This window comes from Metallosphaera sp. D4-4 (genome assembly GCF_046245145.1).
GTDB lineage: Archaea > Thermoproteota > Thermoprotei_A > Sulfolobales > Sulfolobaceae > Metallosphaera > Metallosphaera sedula.
The window spans coordinates 1,688,708-1,703,874 of record NZ_CP176412.1 but is presented as its reverse complement, the minus strand read 5'-3'; the positions used below and the strand labels follow the sequence as shown (position 1 = coordinate 1,703,874).

Sequence of the window (15,167 nt, the reverse complement as noted above, 5' to 3'; positions counted from 1 at the left end):
TTCAAGTTGATCTTGATAGAAATGGCTACTCGAGAGGAAATTAGGAGACTCGAACAGGAGAAACTGATGGAATGGAGTAGAAAGTATCAGCAAGTCCAAGAAAGAGAGGCAAAAAGATCCCTGTTGGTCAAAGTCCTTTACACCGAAGACTACAAGGCCTTGAGTATAAAGCTACTGTTAGCGGCAGTAGCATGGCTGTTCATAGGCGGTGCGTTCGCGCTATTTCTCAGGGGACAAGCGGGGCTCAGTAGCCAAGGCGTACCGGTGGTCCTCGATCCAGCATACTACTTCCAGGCCATGACTAACCACGTCATGGACATGGTGTTCGGTGCAGCCTTCACGGCAGTGTTCTCGCTGGCATTCTACATGATCCCTGCACTGAATGGTTCTAGGTTGGTAAAATGGCCCAAGGTGGCGAACTTCGGGTTCTGGCTAAACAATTTCGCCCTCTTTATGATGAACTTGGGAGGAATACAGAACCAGTATCTGTTCACTTTCCTCAATCCCCTGCAGGCATCAGTCACGTGGTACATAGGATATGGAACCATGGTTGTTGCAGAATGGTTGGAGATGGCCTCGGTAATTGGTACTAGCTTCGAGGGCAGAGTACAGGGTAAGCTAGTACCTACTCCCATAGGTTTCATTGTCATGGACATGATAATGATGGCCTTGGCAAATATTCCCGTGTTTATCGCTGACATGTGGAGCTTGTTCTCGCCCATAGGTGGACTGAACATATACCTGTTCGGTATTCCCAACGCAGAGGTGTGGAAGGGACTGTTCTGGTTCGCTGACCATCCCCTGGTGTACTTCGTTCCTTACACGTTAACAGGCGCCATAGTCGCCATAACCCCGCTCTACGCAAGGAGACCAATGTACAGCGTGAGATTCACTAGGTGGCTCATCCCAGTCATGTTCGTACTGGGATCTAGCGTCTACGTTCACCACATAGTGGACGACCCGTGGCCCCTGATCCTGAGGGACATATTCGCCCAGACCAGCACTGCCTTGGTGGCAGTTCCCTTCGCTGCCCTCTGGCTACTCTTCTTCATCACCCTAGGAGATCCTAGGAAGTTGAAGTGGGATCCAGGATTTGCCTTCATATACGCCGCAGCTGTCTGGAACATCATCGGAGGAATACAGGCTGAGCCCACCAACCCAACCCCTGCGCTGGACCCGACGATTCACAACACGGGATGGATATTCGGTCATTTCCACATAATGCTCACACTATACTCTGTAGGCGGTGTACTGGGTGTAGTATATATTGCAGGACCCTACTTACTTGGAAAGAACTGGTACAGTACTAAGCTAGGATGGTTACACTTCTGGGGATGGCAAGCAGGTATGGGGTTGTTCTCAGCCGTTTCGAGTGAGGGTGGATTCTTCGGGCTAATCAGAAGGGAAGTGGCGTGGGCCGGATTCTACGAGGTTTACTACCAGCTCATCCTGATAGCAGGTTGGTTAGCTGGCTTCGCAACCATAATATTTGCCTACAACTTAATATTAACTCTGCTATATGGCGAGAAGGTACCCAAGACAGACATACCCATATGGGCAGTTCAAACGGTTGCCATAGAAAGGTATGCTATGAGAAGGGAAGGATACAAGGAGGAGGAGCTACCTGTGGCTCTTCCCGCTGACGGTATGATAAGGCTAGAGGAGAACTCGGGAATCTCCAATGGGACCCCTGTTGGAGCAAAGGCGCTAGATAACAACTCTCTTGATGTTAGTAAGGGAAGTCCTAGTAAGGGACTGACGGATCTAGGAAAAAGTTAAGATTTTGCAAAAAGAAAAATGTTTTTTGCTTTTCCCTCTCTCATCTTCTTCATAAACTATTAAGTGCTGAGTATAATAGATCTCTCTCTGTAACTATCCCAACTAGTTTCTCCTCGACAACTAGTATCGTACCTATTCTCCTCTCCTCCATTATCCTAACCGCTTTCATGATTGTATCCAACCTTTTCACCGTGATGGGGTCTTTAGATCCAATTTCGAGTACGTTTTGTGGTTCCACACTTCTCAAGAGGGATTTCACAATATCTGCTGCGGTAACGATTCCCACGAGTTTATCCCCGTCCATGATGGGCAACCTTCTCACCTTATGCAAGCTCATAAGTTTAGAGGCCTCTAGTGAGTCCGTCTCCTTGTCCACTGTGAATACGTTAGGTGACATTATGGAGTCCACAAGCCCTGAATACGTTCTTTTAGCCATCAACCTAACTAAATCCCTTTCAGTGAATATACCTACTATTACATCTCCATCCATCACTGGAACGCCACCAATGTCATGGGCTATCAATACTCTCAAAACGTCCTGGACACTATCGTCCACGTTAACCTTGATTAACTTCTCACTCATTAGATCCTTGACCCTTAACTCCATTATCTTCCTTCCATACTGAGCATAGGCATTTACAACAGTCCTTGTAGTGACTATACCTTCGGGTTTACCGTCCTTCAGTACTATAACTCTTCCAGATTTATCCCTGCCCAACACCTCTATGAGCTCTCGCATATCTGACTCGGGAGTAACTGACACGATCACCGGAGTCATTACGTCGGAAACTTTTATCATGATTAATATTAATGATTTAAATGACATAAGCTTTTCTCTAGATTACGGTTACTGATTAAAATTGAATACGAGAATATGAGAAAAGAGCTAAAATGATTCCAGAGATAAAAATCATGATGTGATGAATCCCGATATGATATAGTTAATTATTACGTAAAGATGAGAGTTTAATTTCGTAGTTCGAACCAACAATCTAGATCGAAAGATTTAAAATCTCAAATATTTTGATATTACGATATTTTGGAATTTAATCATATATAATAGCACCATTACTGGTTCTTAGGCCACACTCAATGAAGTTAATGACACCCTAACACCTTAAGTGTTTTCCATATCTTTATAATTGCGATAAATAATTTATTTGTATGAGAACCTCCACTCGTTACCTCATAATAGGGAGCGGAGTTTCGGGCTATCACGCATTGGATGAACTGATCAACGCTGATCCAAAGGTTGACATGATTATGGTAACTAACGATAGTTCTCTTCCCTATGATAGACCCCCTCTCTCCAAGGAGTATATGAGAGGGGAAGTTGATAGGGAGTCGATCTTCTTCAAGTTACCCGAGACCCACAGGGACAGGATCCGCACGGGTATAACTGTGGAAAGGATCAAGACTAACGTGGCCCAGCTAAGTAACGGGGATGAAATTGAGTTTGAAAAGGCGTTGATTGCAACAGGAGGAAGGCCTAGAAAACTCAATGTACCAGGGGGAGATAGGGTGAAATACCTTAGGACTCTTGATGACGCTGACAGAATCAGGGAGAAAGCTAAGACCTCGAAATCAGCCCTCATTGTTGGCGCTGGGTTCATAGGAATGGAGGTTGGAGCAAGCCTCACAAAACTTGGAATCCAGGTACAAATGGTGGAGGTTAAGCCCTACATCTGGAGTACCTTCGTGGATGAGAGGATCTCTAGATTCTTCCAGGAATATTTCGAGAAGAGAGGGGTGAAGTTCCTCCTTAACGAGTCAGTTAACGCATTTGAGGAAAGAGGAAAGGTGAAGGCTACTCTTGGTGGCGGCGGTGAGATTGAGGCTGACCTAGTTCTAGTTGCGACGGGAATTCAGCCCAATGTGGAACTTGCCGAGAGGAGTGGTATTTCAGTGAACAACGGGATTTTGGTGGATAAGCACCTGAGAACGAGTCTCGACAACGTCTACGCCTCAGGAGACGTTGCTAATATTGAGGATCCAGTCTCCGGGAAGAGGAGGAGGATAGAACATTGGAATAACGCTGAGTATACAGGAAGGCTCGCAGCTAGAAACATGATGGGGAAGGAGGAGAAGTATGACTTTCTCTCCACTGTGTGGTCAGATATCTTTGACCTGCACATTGAATCTGCTGGGGAGACCACGGGTTATGACGAGTATGTGGTAAGGGGAAAGATGGAGAACCTGTCTTTCAATGTGATATATATCAAGCAAGGCCTAGTGAACGGGTACGTTGCCGTGAATAGACCTGGGGAGGAGCTGGAGGCGCTTAACTCCATTATCAAGGAAAGGAGGGAAGTAAGTCCAGAAAGGTTGAGTAACGAGGATATTGAACTGGCTTAACGGTCTAGTTTTTAATCCACGTCAACTTCTATCTCACATGAGCTTCCTGAGGGATGGGCTGGAGGAATTCCCGGACAATGCCAAATACAGTTTGGGTAAGGGATCCTATAACTTAGCCCTCTTCAACGTGGAACAATTCATTCAACTATACGCTATATCTCATTTACCTGAAGGCCGGTGATTTCCCAAAGACCCACAACATTCTTTCACTCCCAGAGAGAATCAAGGATTTATATGAAGATAAGTGCAATATCAACGTGTTTAGAAGGGACAATAAGGACTTCCTCTACGTCATATATTTCTCTCGTATACTCAGGGAAGGTACTTTGGAACTGTCTTTACAAGAGACGATGCGGAAAGGGCAGTCTCCCTTGCTAACAAGTTTAGGGAGCTGGGACAATGTCTGACTACCAGAGGTTAGCAAGGAAGAGACAGGAAGCCCTATCTAGGCTTAGCGACTTCCTCAAGCAGATAAAGGAATTCGTAATCTCTATGGACCCTCAAGGTAGAGTTCTACTGTTTGGAAGCGTGGCAAGGGGAAACTCAAGGCCTGATAGCGACATAGACGTTCTGGTAATCTCTGACGTCCTAGGGAAGAACCTGAGAACCAAGGCTAAGACCATGGGAGATATAATGGAAATACTAAACAATGAATTCTTTGAGATACACGTCGTTACACGGGAGGAATACGAAAACTGGTATAAGAAGTTCATAGATGTATGGGTTGAGATTTAGTTACTGGACGAAACTCCAGAGGGCAACGCTCACGCTGTTCATGGCCATTCCTAGGGCTGCGTACTCGGGTGGTAGAACAAGGGGATAAAGCATTCCAGCCGCTACGGGCACCAACACCGCGTTGTAGGTAAGGGCCCACGCAATGTTCTCTTTGATCTTCCTAACTGTCCTGTGGGACTGCCTTATGAGAAAGGGCAAGGCGTTCAACCCAGGTATAACGACGTCTCCGGCGTATTTTGCTAGGTCCGTCCCGCTAGACACCGCAATCCCCACGTCTGCCTCCTTCAAGGCTTGGGCATCATTGACTCCATCTCCCACAAATGCCACACCTCCCTCCCTCTTAAGTTGCCTCACTAGCTCTACCTTATCTTCAGGGGTTAGTCCCTTTCTCAGCTCTACTCTTAGCTCCGACGCAATCCTATCAGCGTACTCGCTGGAATCCCCTGTGGCAATGATTACCCTGAATCTCCTCTTTAGTTCCTCAACTACCTCCTTGACCCCCTCCCTCATTTCGTCATTTAGCCAGAAATCTCCCGCCACTTTCCAGTCTACGCATACGCTGACATCTCCGCGAGGCTCACCTTCACAGTTCCTCCTAACGAGATCAGGCTTCCCAACCAGAACCTCATGTTGGTCCACCTTCCCGTAAACTCCACCATCCATCTCAGTGAATCCTTCCACGCCGTGAGATGAACTCGAGAGAGAAGCTATGGCTCTTCCCACTGGATGATTACTAAGTCTCTCGAGGGAAGAGGCTAGTTCCACCGCACCTGGCACGTACTCCTGAAATCTCTCCACCTTGATCTCTCCCCGTGTAATTGTCCCTGTTTTATCCAACACGAACGTCTTAACGTCACCAAGCTTCTCCAGGCTCTCGCCCCTCTTCACCACTATCCCTCTCCTCAAGAGTTTCCTAATCCCGACCATGACTGCCATGGGAGTAGCTAAGCCAAAACCACAAGGGCAGGCAGATGCCAGAACCGCAACCGCGATTAGGATAGAGAACGTTAGGGTTTGATGTAACGTATAGAACCACACCGCAAAGGAGATTAAGGCTACCACAATCACTGTGGGAACAAAGACTGCGGATATCCTGTCCGCCAAACCTTGTATCGGTATCCTCACGGCCTCTGCCTCCCTCAATGCCTCGATAACCTGAGATATGTAGGTTCTCTCCCCAGTCCTGGTAACGTAAACCTTGAGGAAACCGGAGACGAGAGTGGATCCCCCTATCACTGAATCGCCCTTCTTCTTTTTTACCGGCAGAGGTTCTCCCGTGTAAATGGACTCGTTTACGTATCCCTCTCCCTCATCTACAATGCCATCTGCTGGAACCACCTCCCCTGCCTTAACCACGACCACGTCACCAACCCTCAATTTCCTCGAGTCCACTGTCTCCCCGTTGGCCCTTGTGGCCTTCACTGACTGGAGACTAACAACATCGTTGCTGGTCCTTTCCTTGATGTATGCCTCGAGGGTCTTCCCAGCAAGGATGAATGTAACCAGGAGGGAGGCCGAGTCGAAGAAGTATCCCGCGTGAAGGTATAGGAGGGACACCAGACTATAAACCCACGCCGTTAAGGACGACAGAGAAACGAGGACGTCCATGTTCGTGGTCCTATTCCTGAGTGCCCTGTAGGCACCCGTGTGGAACCTCATTCCCGCAAAGAAGACTACAGGGATTGAAAGAATGAATTGGAGAACAGGAATACTGATCAAAGTAAAGGGGGAGATGAGAGCCCCCACGATTAGACGAGTCGAAAGGTCCTTGAAATCGCTTGATCTGGATAGTCTCTCCTCCTCGATTTCTATCCTGTAACCGCGTCTCTCCAGTTCCTCCCTGATCCTGTCGGACGACGTAGTCACGGGGTTGTACTCCACAATGATTAGCCCTGAGGAGGGATTTATCTTGGCAGAGACTACTCCGTCCATCCCCTCTAGAATCTCTGTTAACCTGTGGGACTCCTCCTCGCTTACCCTAACCTTCGCTGTGAATTTCTGAAGGGCAACGTCATATCCAGCCTTCCTGACAGCGTCAACAACTTCCTTGAGCCTGCCCCCCTGCAGTATAACTTTAGCATTTCCAGAAGCCAGGTTAACCCTAGCCTCCTGAACTCCCTTAACTCCAGAAATCGCCTTGGTTACGGTTACCTCGCATGTGGCACAGTGCATTCCCAGGATTTTGAGTTCCTCTTCCTTCCTCAGTCTAAGTGAGGACTTCTCCTCAGTGCCCATGGGGCATTCCCCTTGGGCCACCCTTGAGATAGGACTCTGGGTCCTTCTCAAAGGCCGTCTTACAGTGTGGACTGCAGAAGTAGTACATCTTTCCCTTGTACATGGTCTTATAGGTTGAGGTCTCCTTAACTTCCATTCCGCAGACAGGATCCATCATGTTTTATCTTGATAGTATCTCGTTGAAAGTTTAAATATACATTGTATCCATTGTCTATTGTTTACGATGAAATGCAATCAAAATGACATTATAACTGTGATCTATGGGGGATTAACTTGACAGATGTAAATTCATTAAGCGAACTTGAGTACAGAATGCTAACCATTCTCAAATCAGACTCCAGGATAAGTTCCACTAAACTGGCTAAGGAACTGGGAGTCAGCAGGGCCACAGTGGCAAAGATCCTTCGTTCCCTAAGGGAGAAGGGAATAAGGTTCACGGTTGACTTCTACGAGGAAGGCAAACTCACTGTTTTTGCAGTGGCGGACAGTTGCACAGAGGGAGCGGAGTGCTACAGACTTATTGACGGTAAATTCATGGTGACCGTCACGGGCAACATGGATCAAATTGAAGATGTATTATCCAAGTTGAAGACTGAGAGATACTTCATTGCGGTTCAGAAAGTTGGTTCAAGGAGTATTAGGAGATCCGGTTTAAAGTGCGACTACTGTGGAGGAGAGATAGCGGGAGAACCTCTCATAGTGAAGAGGGGAAAGAAGGTGTACTATACATGCTGTGCGACCTGCCAAAGCCAGCTCATCAAAAAACTAAGGACCAAAGGGGAATTGGATCAGGGATAGATACGTAAGGTTGGAGTATGATTCAGGAAGAATTTCTAACCAAGGAATTGTATGGCCTTTGCAGTGTTAAACGAGCTACGGTCAATTTCATTTTTCCTCAGAAATTGCGTGCGATCAGGAACGTTTAGGATACTCCACATCTTGGATAACCTTTCCTGTCATCTCGTTCTAAAATACAAGAGACTAGTAAACCGTCATGACGAGAACCTACTTGCCAGGAGTGCTAGCGCAGTTACCCCAACCTTTAGGGCATCCTCATCCACTGTGAACTTAGAGCTATGGTTAGGGTAGACTATTCCCTTCTTCTCATTTCTGGTTCCGAGGAAGATAAAAGATCCCTTAGCTCTTTGCAGAAAACGCGAGAAGTCCTCTCCACCCATCACGGGTTGCGTCTCCTTCACCTCTGCCCCAGGAATCTCCTTGAGTATTTCCATGGCTCTCTTCGTGGTATCGGGATCGTTCACGGTGACAGGGTATGCGTCCTCCTTGAACTGAACCAAGCACTCGGCTCCATATGCCTCACACACCGATTTCACAATGTTTCTGAAGGACTTAAGTGCCGTCTCTCTCACCTTCTCGTTTAGGGTCCTGATTGTTCCCTCCATTACTGCTCTGTCAGGTATTATGTTATCCTTAGTACCAGAGTGAATACTGGTCACGGAAAGGACGAAGGGTTCAAGGGGATTGATCTGCCTCGACCTTATGCCCTGTAACGCGTTAACTATCATGGCGGAGATGAAGACCGGGTCAATTGTCTCATGGGGAGCGGATCCGTGACCCCCTCTTCCCACTACCTCAACCCTGAAGGAATCGGGACAGGCCATTATAGGTCCTCCACGCGTTGCCAGGGTACCTGAGGGATAGCCCGACATCACATGTAACCCGAAAACGTAGTTAACGCCGTCCATTACTCCGGCCTCTATCATAGGAAGCGCACCACCCCTTCCTCCATCCTCCTCTGCCGGCTGGAAGATGAGTCTAACCTCTCCGATCTCGTCAAGGTGACGTGAGAGTATTGTGGCTGCACCTAGGAGCATGGCAGTATGAGCATCGTGACCGCATGCATGCATAACTCCTGGTTTCTTTGAGGCGAAGGGTAGACCTGTCTCCTCGGTCACGGGGAGGGCGTCCATGTCTGCCCTTAGGGCAACTACTCCACTTCTCCTTCCCTTGATGATACCAAGGACCCCTGTCTCGGTCCCTACCCCTTCCCTGACGTCTATCCCAAGAGACCTCAGGTAGTTGGCGACTAACTTCGCAGTCTCATACTCCTGGTATGAGAGTTCTGGATTTTCGTGTATCTTCCTTCTTAACTCTATTACCTTATCCTCTATTTCCCTCGCTTCGTTGTAAATCCTTTGAGCGTCCATAACATATTATACACAACCCCCGTTAAAAGCTGAGTTACCTTCTCATGAAGATTCTGAATGGGATTGGACTGACTCATTGCCTATCGAGGAGAAGACTCTATAACCGTCACCTTTCGCTAGTCGGTGTGCAGTTAGTTCCCTCAAGAAAGCAGGAAACCTCTATCGCGAGGTGGAGATGCTCCGTCCATAGGGCGAAGTAGCTCACACATCAACGTATTTGCCCACAAGGTTGAGGAAGAACTCCTCTTCATCCTTTCTCATTACCTTCAGGTCGATCGCCACTTCCTCCTCTAATTCGTTGAGGATGTTCAAAGTTCTCCTCAATTTCTCCTTATTACTTAGATTTTCGTCGTAAAATATTGCTATATCAAGGTCGCTTGAACCTGTAATCTCGTCCTTTATCACTGACCCAAACACTACTATCCTGTGAACCTTACCGTATCTCTGGGCTACCTCCTTAACTCTCTCTGCTATATCTCTCCAGTTTTTCCTTAGATACTCAATATATCTCAGTCCCCACACCATTTGTCACCCCACACCTTTTTGATAAGGGGAATCAGGTCCTTCTCCAGCGTGTCTAGGCAATCCCTTGAGATATCTTCATCGACGTCCACTGGTGCGTACTGTCCTTCAAAGCGACTAATCTCGACCTGATTGAGGTCCTTCCTCTTGGCCTTTACCAATGATGAAATTTCCTCCTTTAGGTTAGGTACCAATAACCCAAGTTGAGATAATAGCTGACGAATTCGGCTCGTTGTAGGTACGAGAAACCTAGATAGAGGAAGGTTGACTTAATGAGTAGCTCGGATGAAATTTCACAGTTTGTCGCAGACACATCATAATATCCCTGCTCGTAAGCTGTCTTTGCCACCTTGAAGTAGGAGAGGGATCTTCTACACATGAGGAGTGCTTTATCCAATGATCCCATTTGAAATCATCTACGAACCAGCTAAATAATCTTAGGGGCCTTGTTGACTCAAGACCCTCCCATATATCTCGTCTGCGACCTCCATGAGTTCTTCTGGACCCAGACTCTCCTCGACCTCGAACTTGGGTTTGTCCCTGAGGCTCACCAGTCCCACACGCGGAATTCCAGAACTCCTTATCCTGGAGATTGCCCTTTCCGCTTCCCTTCTATCGATTTCCCCCACCTTCACCTCATACCCTATCACTGGCTTACCATCCTTGAGTATCACGACGTCTATATCCTCGTAAGGCGAGTACGCCATCACACCATCATACCTCTCCGCCAGAAGTTCTCCAACGGCGAACTGAACCTCCCTACCCAGGGGTAACTCGCCCACCCTTTCCGTCACGGAGACGTTGTACTTGGCCTCCGCGTAAAACATGAGCGACAGAACCGGAGAGGATAACCTGTAATACCACCTTGCTCTCCTCCTGGCACCGAAGATCTCCACCTTGTCCACCAATCCCAGGCCTGCCAATACGTCAAGGTAACCGCTGACCGAGGAGGCCGTGATATCGATCCCCTTCCCCGCAAGGCTCCCAGCTATTATCGAGGTGTTCCACTCCCCCTCCGCGAGGGACATGAGGATGGCCTCATAAAGGGTTGTTAACTGCCTCTCCTCTTCCTCAAAGACTTCCCCCACAAGGCCCTTGGTGACCATGTAGAGCTGGTACCCCCTTTCCTGCAAGTCCTTTACGTCTCTCAGAAAGGAGATCACCCACGGATCCTTGTACAGGACCGCCAGCAGGGGATCCCTCACGGCGTGAAGGGTCTCAGCGTAATGGATGAGTCCCATTCTGTAGGGTATTACCAGACCGAGAAGCGGACTCTTGGAATCAAATACCCTTCTAGATATTCTGAAACTCGAACCTACCAACACGAGTTTACCGTTCTGACTCAAGGGACCAAACATTTCCCAGTACCTTTCAGGCATTCTCTGAAATTCGTCCACCACTACGGTTCCATCACGCCTCAGAGTCTCGCTCAACTCCTTAAGCGCATCTCGGAGGGGCCTAATTTCCCCGTCAAGATAGAAGGCCTGTAGATTCCTTGTCACCGTGAAATAGAGATCGTGTTTGAGGTATTTCCTGATCAGAAAGGACTTACCAACCTTCCTTCGCCCGAATATCAGGGTCCAATCCCTGAGGCTCATTACGTCCCTTTGTTCCCTTCTTTGTATTTCCATGGTTATATAGCTCTGGTTATATAATCCTGGTTATATAATTTATCGTGAAAATGGTACGAGTTTCAAACCAGTTTAAGGGAGAAAACACCATGAATTCATTTTTAGTTTTGTGACACTGTCTTAAGTATGAGGCAGATAGATGCCCTTAAATCCCCAAGATTTTCTCAGATTTCGACCTTTGCTAGGTTACCCCTCTGCGGAGACGAGAGGGTCGAGGCAGTTTTCATGGGAATTCCCTTCGATGATGCCACAACCTACAGGCCAGGGGCAAGGTTCGGTCCCATGGGTATAAGGGATGGTTCTAGGTTGTTGAGGCCCTACAACCCCTTCCAGAAGGTATATCCACTCGACGAGCTCTCCGCCTGTGATGGGGGAGATGTGGATGTGATTCCGGGTCACATTGAAGATACCATGAAAAGGATTGAGGAGGTCCTCGTGGAAAGGATGAGGAACTCGACCCTCTTCATAGCTGGGGGGGATCACTCCGTCACCCTACCGGTGCTGAGGGCGGTGCACAGGGTTCACGGGAGGGTAAACCTGGTTCACCTGGACTCGCATTACGACTTCTGGGACTCTCACTGGGGTAAGAAATACGACCACGGAACCTGGCTCAGGAGGGCCCTCGAGGAGGGTCTTCTGAACAAGGTAATACAGCTTGGGATAAGGGGCTCACTCTTCTCTCACGAGGATGTAGAGGACTCCAAAAGACTTGGCATAACCTCCTACAACATTAGGGAGGTGAAGGCTAACCCGGAGAAGGTGATCAGGGAAATTAATGGTCTCGAGGGACCCACCTACATCTCCTTTGACATAGACGTGGTTGATCCAGCTTTCGCCCCTGGGACCGGGACACCAGAGGTGGGCGGGCTAACTTCGTTTGAGGCACTGGAGATCCTAAGATCCCTAAACCTGAACCTGGTGGGGTTCGACGTAGTTGAGGTTTCCCCGCCCTACGACGTGAGCGAAATAACCTCCATGTTGGGGGCAAACCTGATATATGAGGCCATGAGCTTGAAGGCGAGGATGAAGCATGGAGAGGGAGGTAAAGCGGGAAATTAGGGAGAGAATCTGGAGATTAATGGAGGAGAAGAACGTAGCCTCATTCCCTAGACCTGTTAGGGGGAGAATACCCAACTTCAAGGGAAGTGCAGAGGCGGCCAGGATTCTTTCAGGGACCCAGGAGTTCAGAAACGCGAGGGTTATCAAGTGCAACCCTGACTCCCCTCAGGCACCCCTCAGGGAACTGGTCCTGAGATCGAGGAAGGTGTTACTGGTCCCTACCCCGAGGTTGAGGGGAGAGTTCTTTCTCATGACCGAAAAGGCATGGGAGAGTCCCAGGGAAGCCTCAAGGATCTCAAACTTTTCCTCCTTCGGGGAAAGGGTTCACTTTAGGGACATACCAAGGATAGATCTAGTCGTGGTGGGCTCGGTAGCGGTCTCACGGGACGGAGGCAGGGTAGGAAAGGGGGAAGGTTACAGTGAACTTGAATATGCTATCCTCAGGGAACAGGGTTTAGTGGATGAGAGAGTACCAGTCGTGACCACTGTGCACTCTCTCCAGGTTGTTGAAAGTATTCCGTTGGAGCCCTTCGATGTCCCCGTGGACATTTTCGCAACGGAAAAGGAACTCTTCAAGACTCCATCTAAACCTAAACCCCAGGGGCTCCTTCTTGAGTACCTAACCCCAGAGAAAGTAGTAGACACTCCTTACCTCCTGGAATATCTGAAGGAGACTGGCAGACTTAACAAGGTTCTTCGCCTAACGTAGATCACTCCACCTGCTGTAAGACCCTGTGAGTTGGTCTTCCCTCGATGATTGTTTTACCATATGAGGTGGTGTCCCTATACGCCTGACTTGACACGAATTGTCTAAATACATCCAAGTTTTCCCACTCACTATAGATGAGGTATTCCTGAGGATCCGATACGCTTCTGTATAGCTTCCCGTCCTTGAAACCTGGGAAGTTCTTCTTCAGATACTCGAGAACCTTCGAAAAGGTTTCCTCGAATTCCTTTTCATGACCCTTCTTGACCCTATAATAAAATCCTACATTTATCATATTTTGTAAAAAGGAAAAGAAGCTAAAAAAATTATTCTTCCTTCTCAATGGGCTTCTTGTAGACCACGTAGTGGTAGAGCGAGATTACCTCTCCCAACATCAGAAATACCAGTCCCAGATCCACTCCGAACAGGTTTGAGGCATACCCGGTTGGTGGGATGGTCCACATTTGCGCCACTATTATCACGACTAAAATGAAGAGAATGCTCATGAGAACTTCTGCGAACTTCCTCTTGGTCTCATTGGAGGTGGGAGTCTCAGTGGTTGTTCTAACTTCGGGTACAGCATTGTTGGGAAGACCCTTATTCAGAACTACCTTGCCCATGGCCTTACTTCCTATAAAGAACAGCGAGCCTGTGAATAGTGTGACGGCGAAGGTAAACAGGGTTGGATAGTCGATTAGCTCCACGACAGAACCAGCGAACAACATTGCCACCACCACGAAGAGTAGCGATGTAAGGGGTGATATTCCCCTAACCTGTTTCGTCTGGACGTCCATTGGCTTAATGAAGGTTAAACCTAGAGCTACTATAATCGCTGGTATGAGATAAGCGATTACCTGGTCCTTAACACTTACTTCAACTCCGGGAGCAAGATCACCCCACAGGGAGGTCTGTATCAGGTACGTAATCATGAGAATACCTATCCCAGTGAATACCTTCCTCTTGAGCGGGTGAAGTTCGTCTGTTCTATCTATGAATGGCAAGATGATGAGGTATACCAGCGGTATTATTACACCTATCATTAGGAATACTACCACGTCGCTGGTGAAGTCTGCGATTTTGTAGAGGAACAGGAAGAACCACGGTGGATAGGTTGTAATGTGCGCTGCAGCAGGGCTATTGGGTGGAGGAGCTGGCTTCGGGTTCATGAAGGGGTTGAAGTATTGTGGCAGTCCGTTTAGGTAGGCGAGCGCGTTCGGGATAGCCAGAATGAAACCCCAAGTCATGAAAATCAGCGAGCTCATGTAAACGAAGTTCCTAGGCCACCACGGGTTAAACTTTGACCATTCCTCCTTGGTGTAAACTGCCGGCGCCTTTGGCTTCACCTTCCTTGAAGGCATCATTCCATACTGCTCCGCAAGGAAGAAGTGGAACACGAAAAGTAGACCTATTAAGGCCACAAGGATTATGTGTAATGCAAGTACTCTCGTGTAGTCTCCAGTGTCATAATTCCCGAAGATGATGGGTATTAAGAAGGACAGTTGCGGAATAGAGGTGATGATCCCGGCTCCAACGTCAACAGCACTTACCGCGAGGGCGTCCCCGATAAGGCTATATCCCAGGAAGGAGGCACCTAGAGTGAGGACGAGCATTAGAACGCCAAGTATCCATAGGAGTTCCCTTGGCTTCTTATATGCCCCCACGAAATAGTTCCTGAACATGTGAACGTAAGCCAGGATAATCATGGCGTAGGAGCCGTATAGGTGACTATAAAGCACCACGGACCCATAGGGCACTTGATTGATTATGGTCTCAGTCGACTGGTAACCTGCTGCTGCGTTATAATATAGCAGGAGTATTAGGCCAGATATCACGGTGTAGATAAATGATGCTGCCACCAACGCGCCTAACCACTCGTTAACGTGATACATGTAGTCTGGAGTCTTGAAGAAAGGTAGGTCATTTAATCCTAGTCTCTCCGAAAACCAGTTTGAAACCCTTTTTGTTAAACTCATGGTT

Annotated in this window: 17 protein-coding genes; 7 read left to right on the top strand and 10 right to left on the bottom strand. The window is 48.1% G+C overall.

The genetic code is table 11. The features are described 5' to 3' along the window. Positions 1 to 66: 66 nt before the first annotated feature. Positions 67 to 1,779 (top strand): cbb3-type cytochrome c oxidase subunit I, encoded by a 1,713-nt coding sequence (locus ACI49J_RS09255; protein WP_409366334.1) that lies wholly within the window; start codon positions 67 to 69, stop codon positions 1,777 to 1,779. Between the two features lie 49 nt (positions 1,780 to 1,828). Here ACI49J_RS09255 and ACI49J_RS09250 read toward each other — a convergent pair whose 3' ends face one another. Continuing rightward, a complete protein-coding gene (locus ACI49J_RS09250; protein WP_318552094.1) occupies positions 1,829 to 2,578 on the bottom strand; it encodes a CBS domain-containing protein in 750 nt (249 codons plus the stop codon). A 365-nt stretch (positions 2,579 to 2,943) separates the two neighbouring features. Here ACI49J_RS09250 and ACI49J_RS09245 point away from each other — a divergent pair, with 365 nt between their 5' ends. The 3 genes from ACI49J_RS09245 to ACI49J_RS09235 all read left to right on the top strand — a co-directional run bounded on the left by ACI49J_RS09245 (position 2,944) and on the right by ACI49J_RS09235 (position 4,869). Continuing rightward, entirely contained in the window at positions 2,944 to 4,134 is a 1,191-nt protein-coding gene (locus tag ACI49J_RS09245) for an FAD/NAD(P)-binding oxidoreductase (protein WP_318552095.1), read from the top strand. A 37-nt stretch (positions 4,135 to 4,171) separates the two neighbouring features. Further along, positions 4,172 to 4,315, top strand: coding sequence for a hypothetical protein (locus ACI49J_RS09240; protein ID WP_318552096.1), 144 nt, complete (start codon positions 4,172 to 4,174; stop codon positions 4,313 to 4,315). A 218-nt stretch (positions 4,316 to 4,533) separates the two neighbouring features. Continuing rightward, positions 4,534 to 4,869, top strand: coding sequence for a nucleotidyltransferase domain-containing protein (locus ACI49J_RS09235; RefSeq protein ID WP_318552097.1), 336 nt, complete (start codon positions 4,534 to 4,536; stop codon positions 4,867 to 4,869). Here the strand turns inward: ACI49J_RS09235 and ACI49J_RS09230 are convergent, their stop codons facing one another. Both ACI49J_RS09230 and ACI49J_RS09225 read right to left on the bottom strand, forming a co-directional pair. Beyond that, positions 4,870 to 7,104 carry a copper-translocating P-type ATPase gene (locus ACI49J_RS09230; protein WP_318552098.1) on the bottom strand — a complete coding sequence of 745 codons (2,235 nt, stop codon included), beginning with the start codon at positions 7,102 to 7,104 and terminating at the stop codon, positions 4,870 to 4,872. Further along, the gene (locus tag ACI49J_RS09225; protein WP_248547284.1) at positions 7,094 to 7,261 is read right to left on the bottom strand and encodes a YHS domain-containing protein; all 168 of its coding nucleotides are present in this window, start codon (positions 7,259 to 7,261) and stop codon (positions 7,094 to 7,096) included. The genes ACI49J_RS09230 and ACI49J_RS09225 overlap by 11 nt, the downstream gene beginning before the upstream one ends. Positions 7,262 to 7,377: 116 nt before the next feature. Here ACI49J_RS09225 and ACI49J_RS09220 point away from each other — a divergent pair, with 116 nt between their 5' ends. Further along, positions 7,378 to 7,902 (top strand): TRASH domain-containing protein, encoded by a 525-nt coding sequence (locus ACI49J_RS09220; RefSeq protein WP_318552099.1) that lies wholly within the window; start codon positions 7,378 to 7,380, stop codon positions 7,900 to 7,902. Positions 7,903 to 8,096: 194 nt separating this feature from the next. Here the strand turns inward: ACI49J_RS09220 and cpsA are convergent, their stop codons facing one another. From cpsA to ACI49J_RS09195, 5 genes are all read right to left on the bottom strand, one after another. Continuing rightward, positions 8,097 to 9,272: a carboxypeptidase CpsA gene (cpsA, locus tag ACI49J_RS09215; RefSeq protein WP_318552100.1), complete on the bottom strand. Its 1,176-nt coding sequence runs from the start codon at positions 9,270 to 9,272 to the stop codon at positions 8,097 to 8,099. 201 nt (positions 9,273 to 9,473) lie between these two features. Continuing rightward, positions 9,474 to 9,797, bottom strand: coding sequence for a nucleotidyltransferase domain-containing protein (locus ACI49J_RS09210; protein ID WP_318552101.1), 324 nt, complete (start codon positions 9,795 to 9,797; stop codon positions 9,474 to 9,476). Beyond that, the gene (locus ACI49J_RS09205; RefSeq protein ID WP_248547288.1) at positions 9,782 to 9,988 is read right to left on the bottom strand and encodes a hypothetical protein; all 207 of its coding nucleotides are present in this window, start codon (positions 9,986 to 9,988) and stop codon (positions 9,782 to 9,784) included. The genes ACI49J_RS09210 and ACI49J_RS09205 overlap by 16 nt, the downstream gene beginning before the upstream one ends. Continuing rightward, complete coding sequence (locus ACI49J_RS09200) at positions 9,973 to 10,200, bottom strand: HEPN domain-containing protein (protein WP_248547289.1); 228 nt, start codon at positions 10,198 to 10,200, stop codon at positions 9,973 to 9,975. The genes ACI49J_RS09205 and ACI49J_RS09200 overlap by 16 nt, the downstream gene beginning before the upstream one ends. Before the next feature lie 31 nt (positions 10,201 to 10,231). Beyond that, positions 10,232 to 11,425 (bottom strand): AAA family ATPase, encoded by a 1,194-nt coding sequence (locus ACI49J_RS09195; RefSeq protein ID WP_318552102.1) that lies wholly within the window; start codon positions 11,423 to 11,425, stop codon positions 10,232 to 10,234. 126 nt (positions 11,426 to 11,551) lie between these two features. Between ACI49J_RS09195 and speB the strand changes: the two genes are divergently transcribed. Continuing rightward, positions 11,552 to 12,484: an agmatinase gene (speB, locus tag ACI49J_RS09190; RefSeq protein ID WP_318552103.1), complete on the top strand. Its 933-nt coding sequence runs from the start codon at positions 11,552 to 11,554 to the stop codon at positions 12,482 to 12,484. Beyond that, entirely contained in the window at positions 12,456 to 13,193 is a 738-nt protein-coding gene (locus ACI49J_RS09185) for a 5-formyltetrahydrofolate cyclo-ligase (RefSeq protein ID WP_248547292.1), read from the top strand. Before speB ends, ACI49J_RS09185 begins: the two co-directional genes overlap by 29 nt. Position 13,194: 1 nt before the next feature. Here ACI49J_RS09185 and ACI49J_RS09180 read toward each other — a convergent pair whose 3' ends face one another. Beyond that, positions 13,195 to 13,485, bottom strand: coding sequence for an antibiotic biosynthesis monooxygenase (locus ACI49J_RS09180; RefSeq protein ID WP_248547293.1), 291 nt, complete (start codon positions 13,483 to 13,485; stop codon positions 13,195 to 13,197). Between the two features lie 31 nt (positions 13,486 to 13,516). Beyond that, on the bottom strand, positions 13,517 to 15,163 hold the full coding sequence (soxC, locus tag ACI49J_RS09175) for a proton pump complex cytochrome B SoxC (protein WP_248547294.1): 1,647 nt from the start codon (positions 15,161 to 15,163) through the stop codon (positions 13,517 to 13,519). Positions 15,164 to 15,167 lie beyond the last annotated feature (4 nt).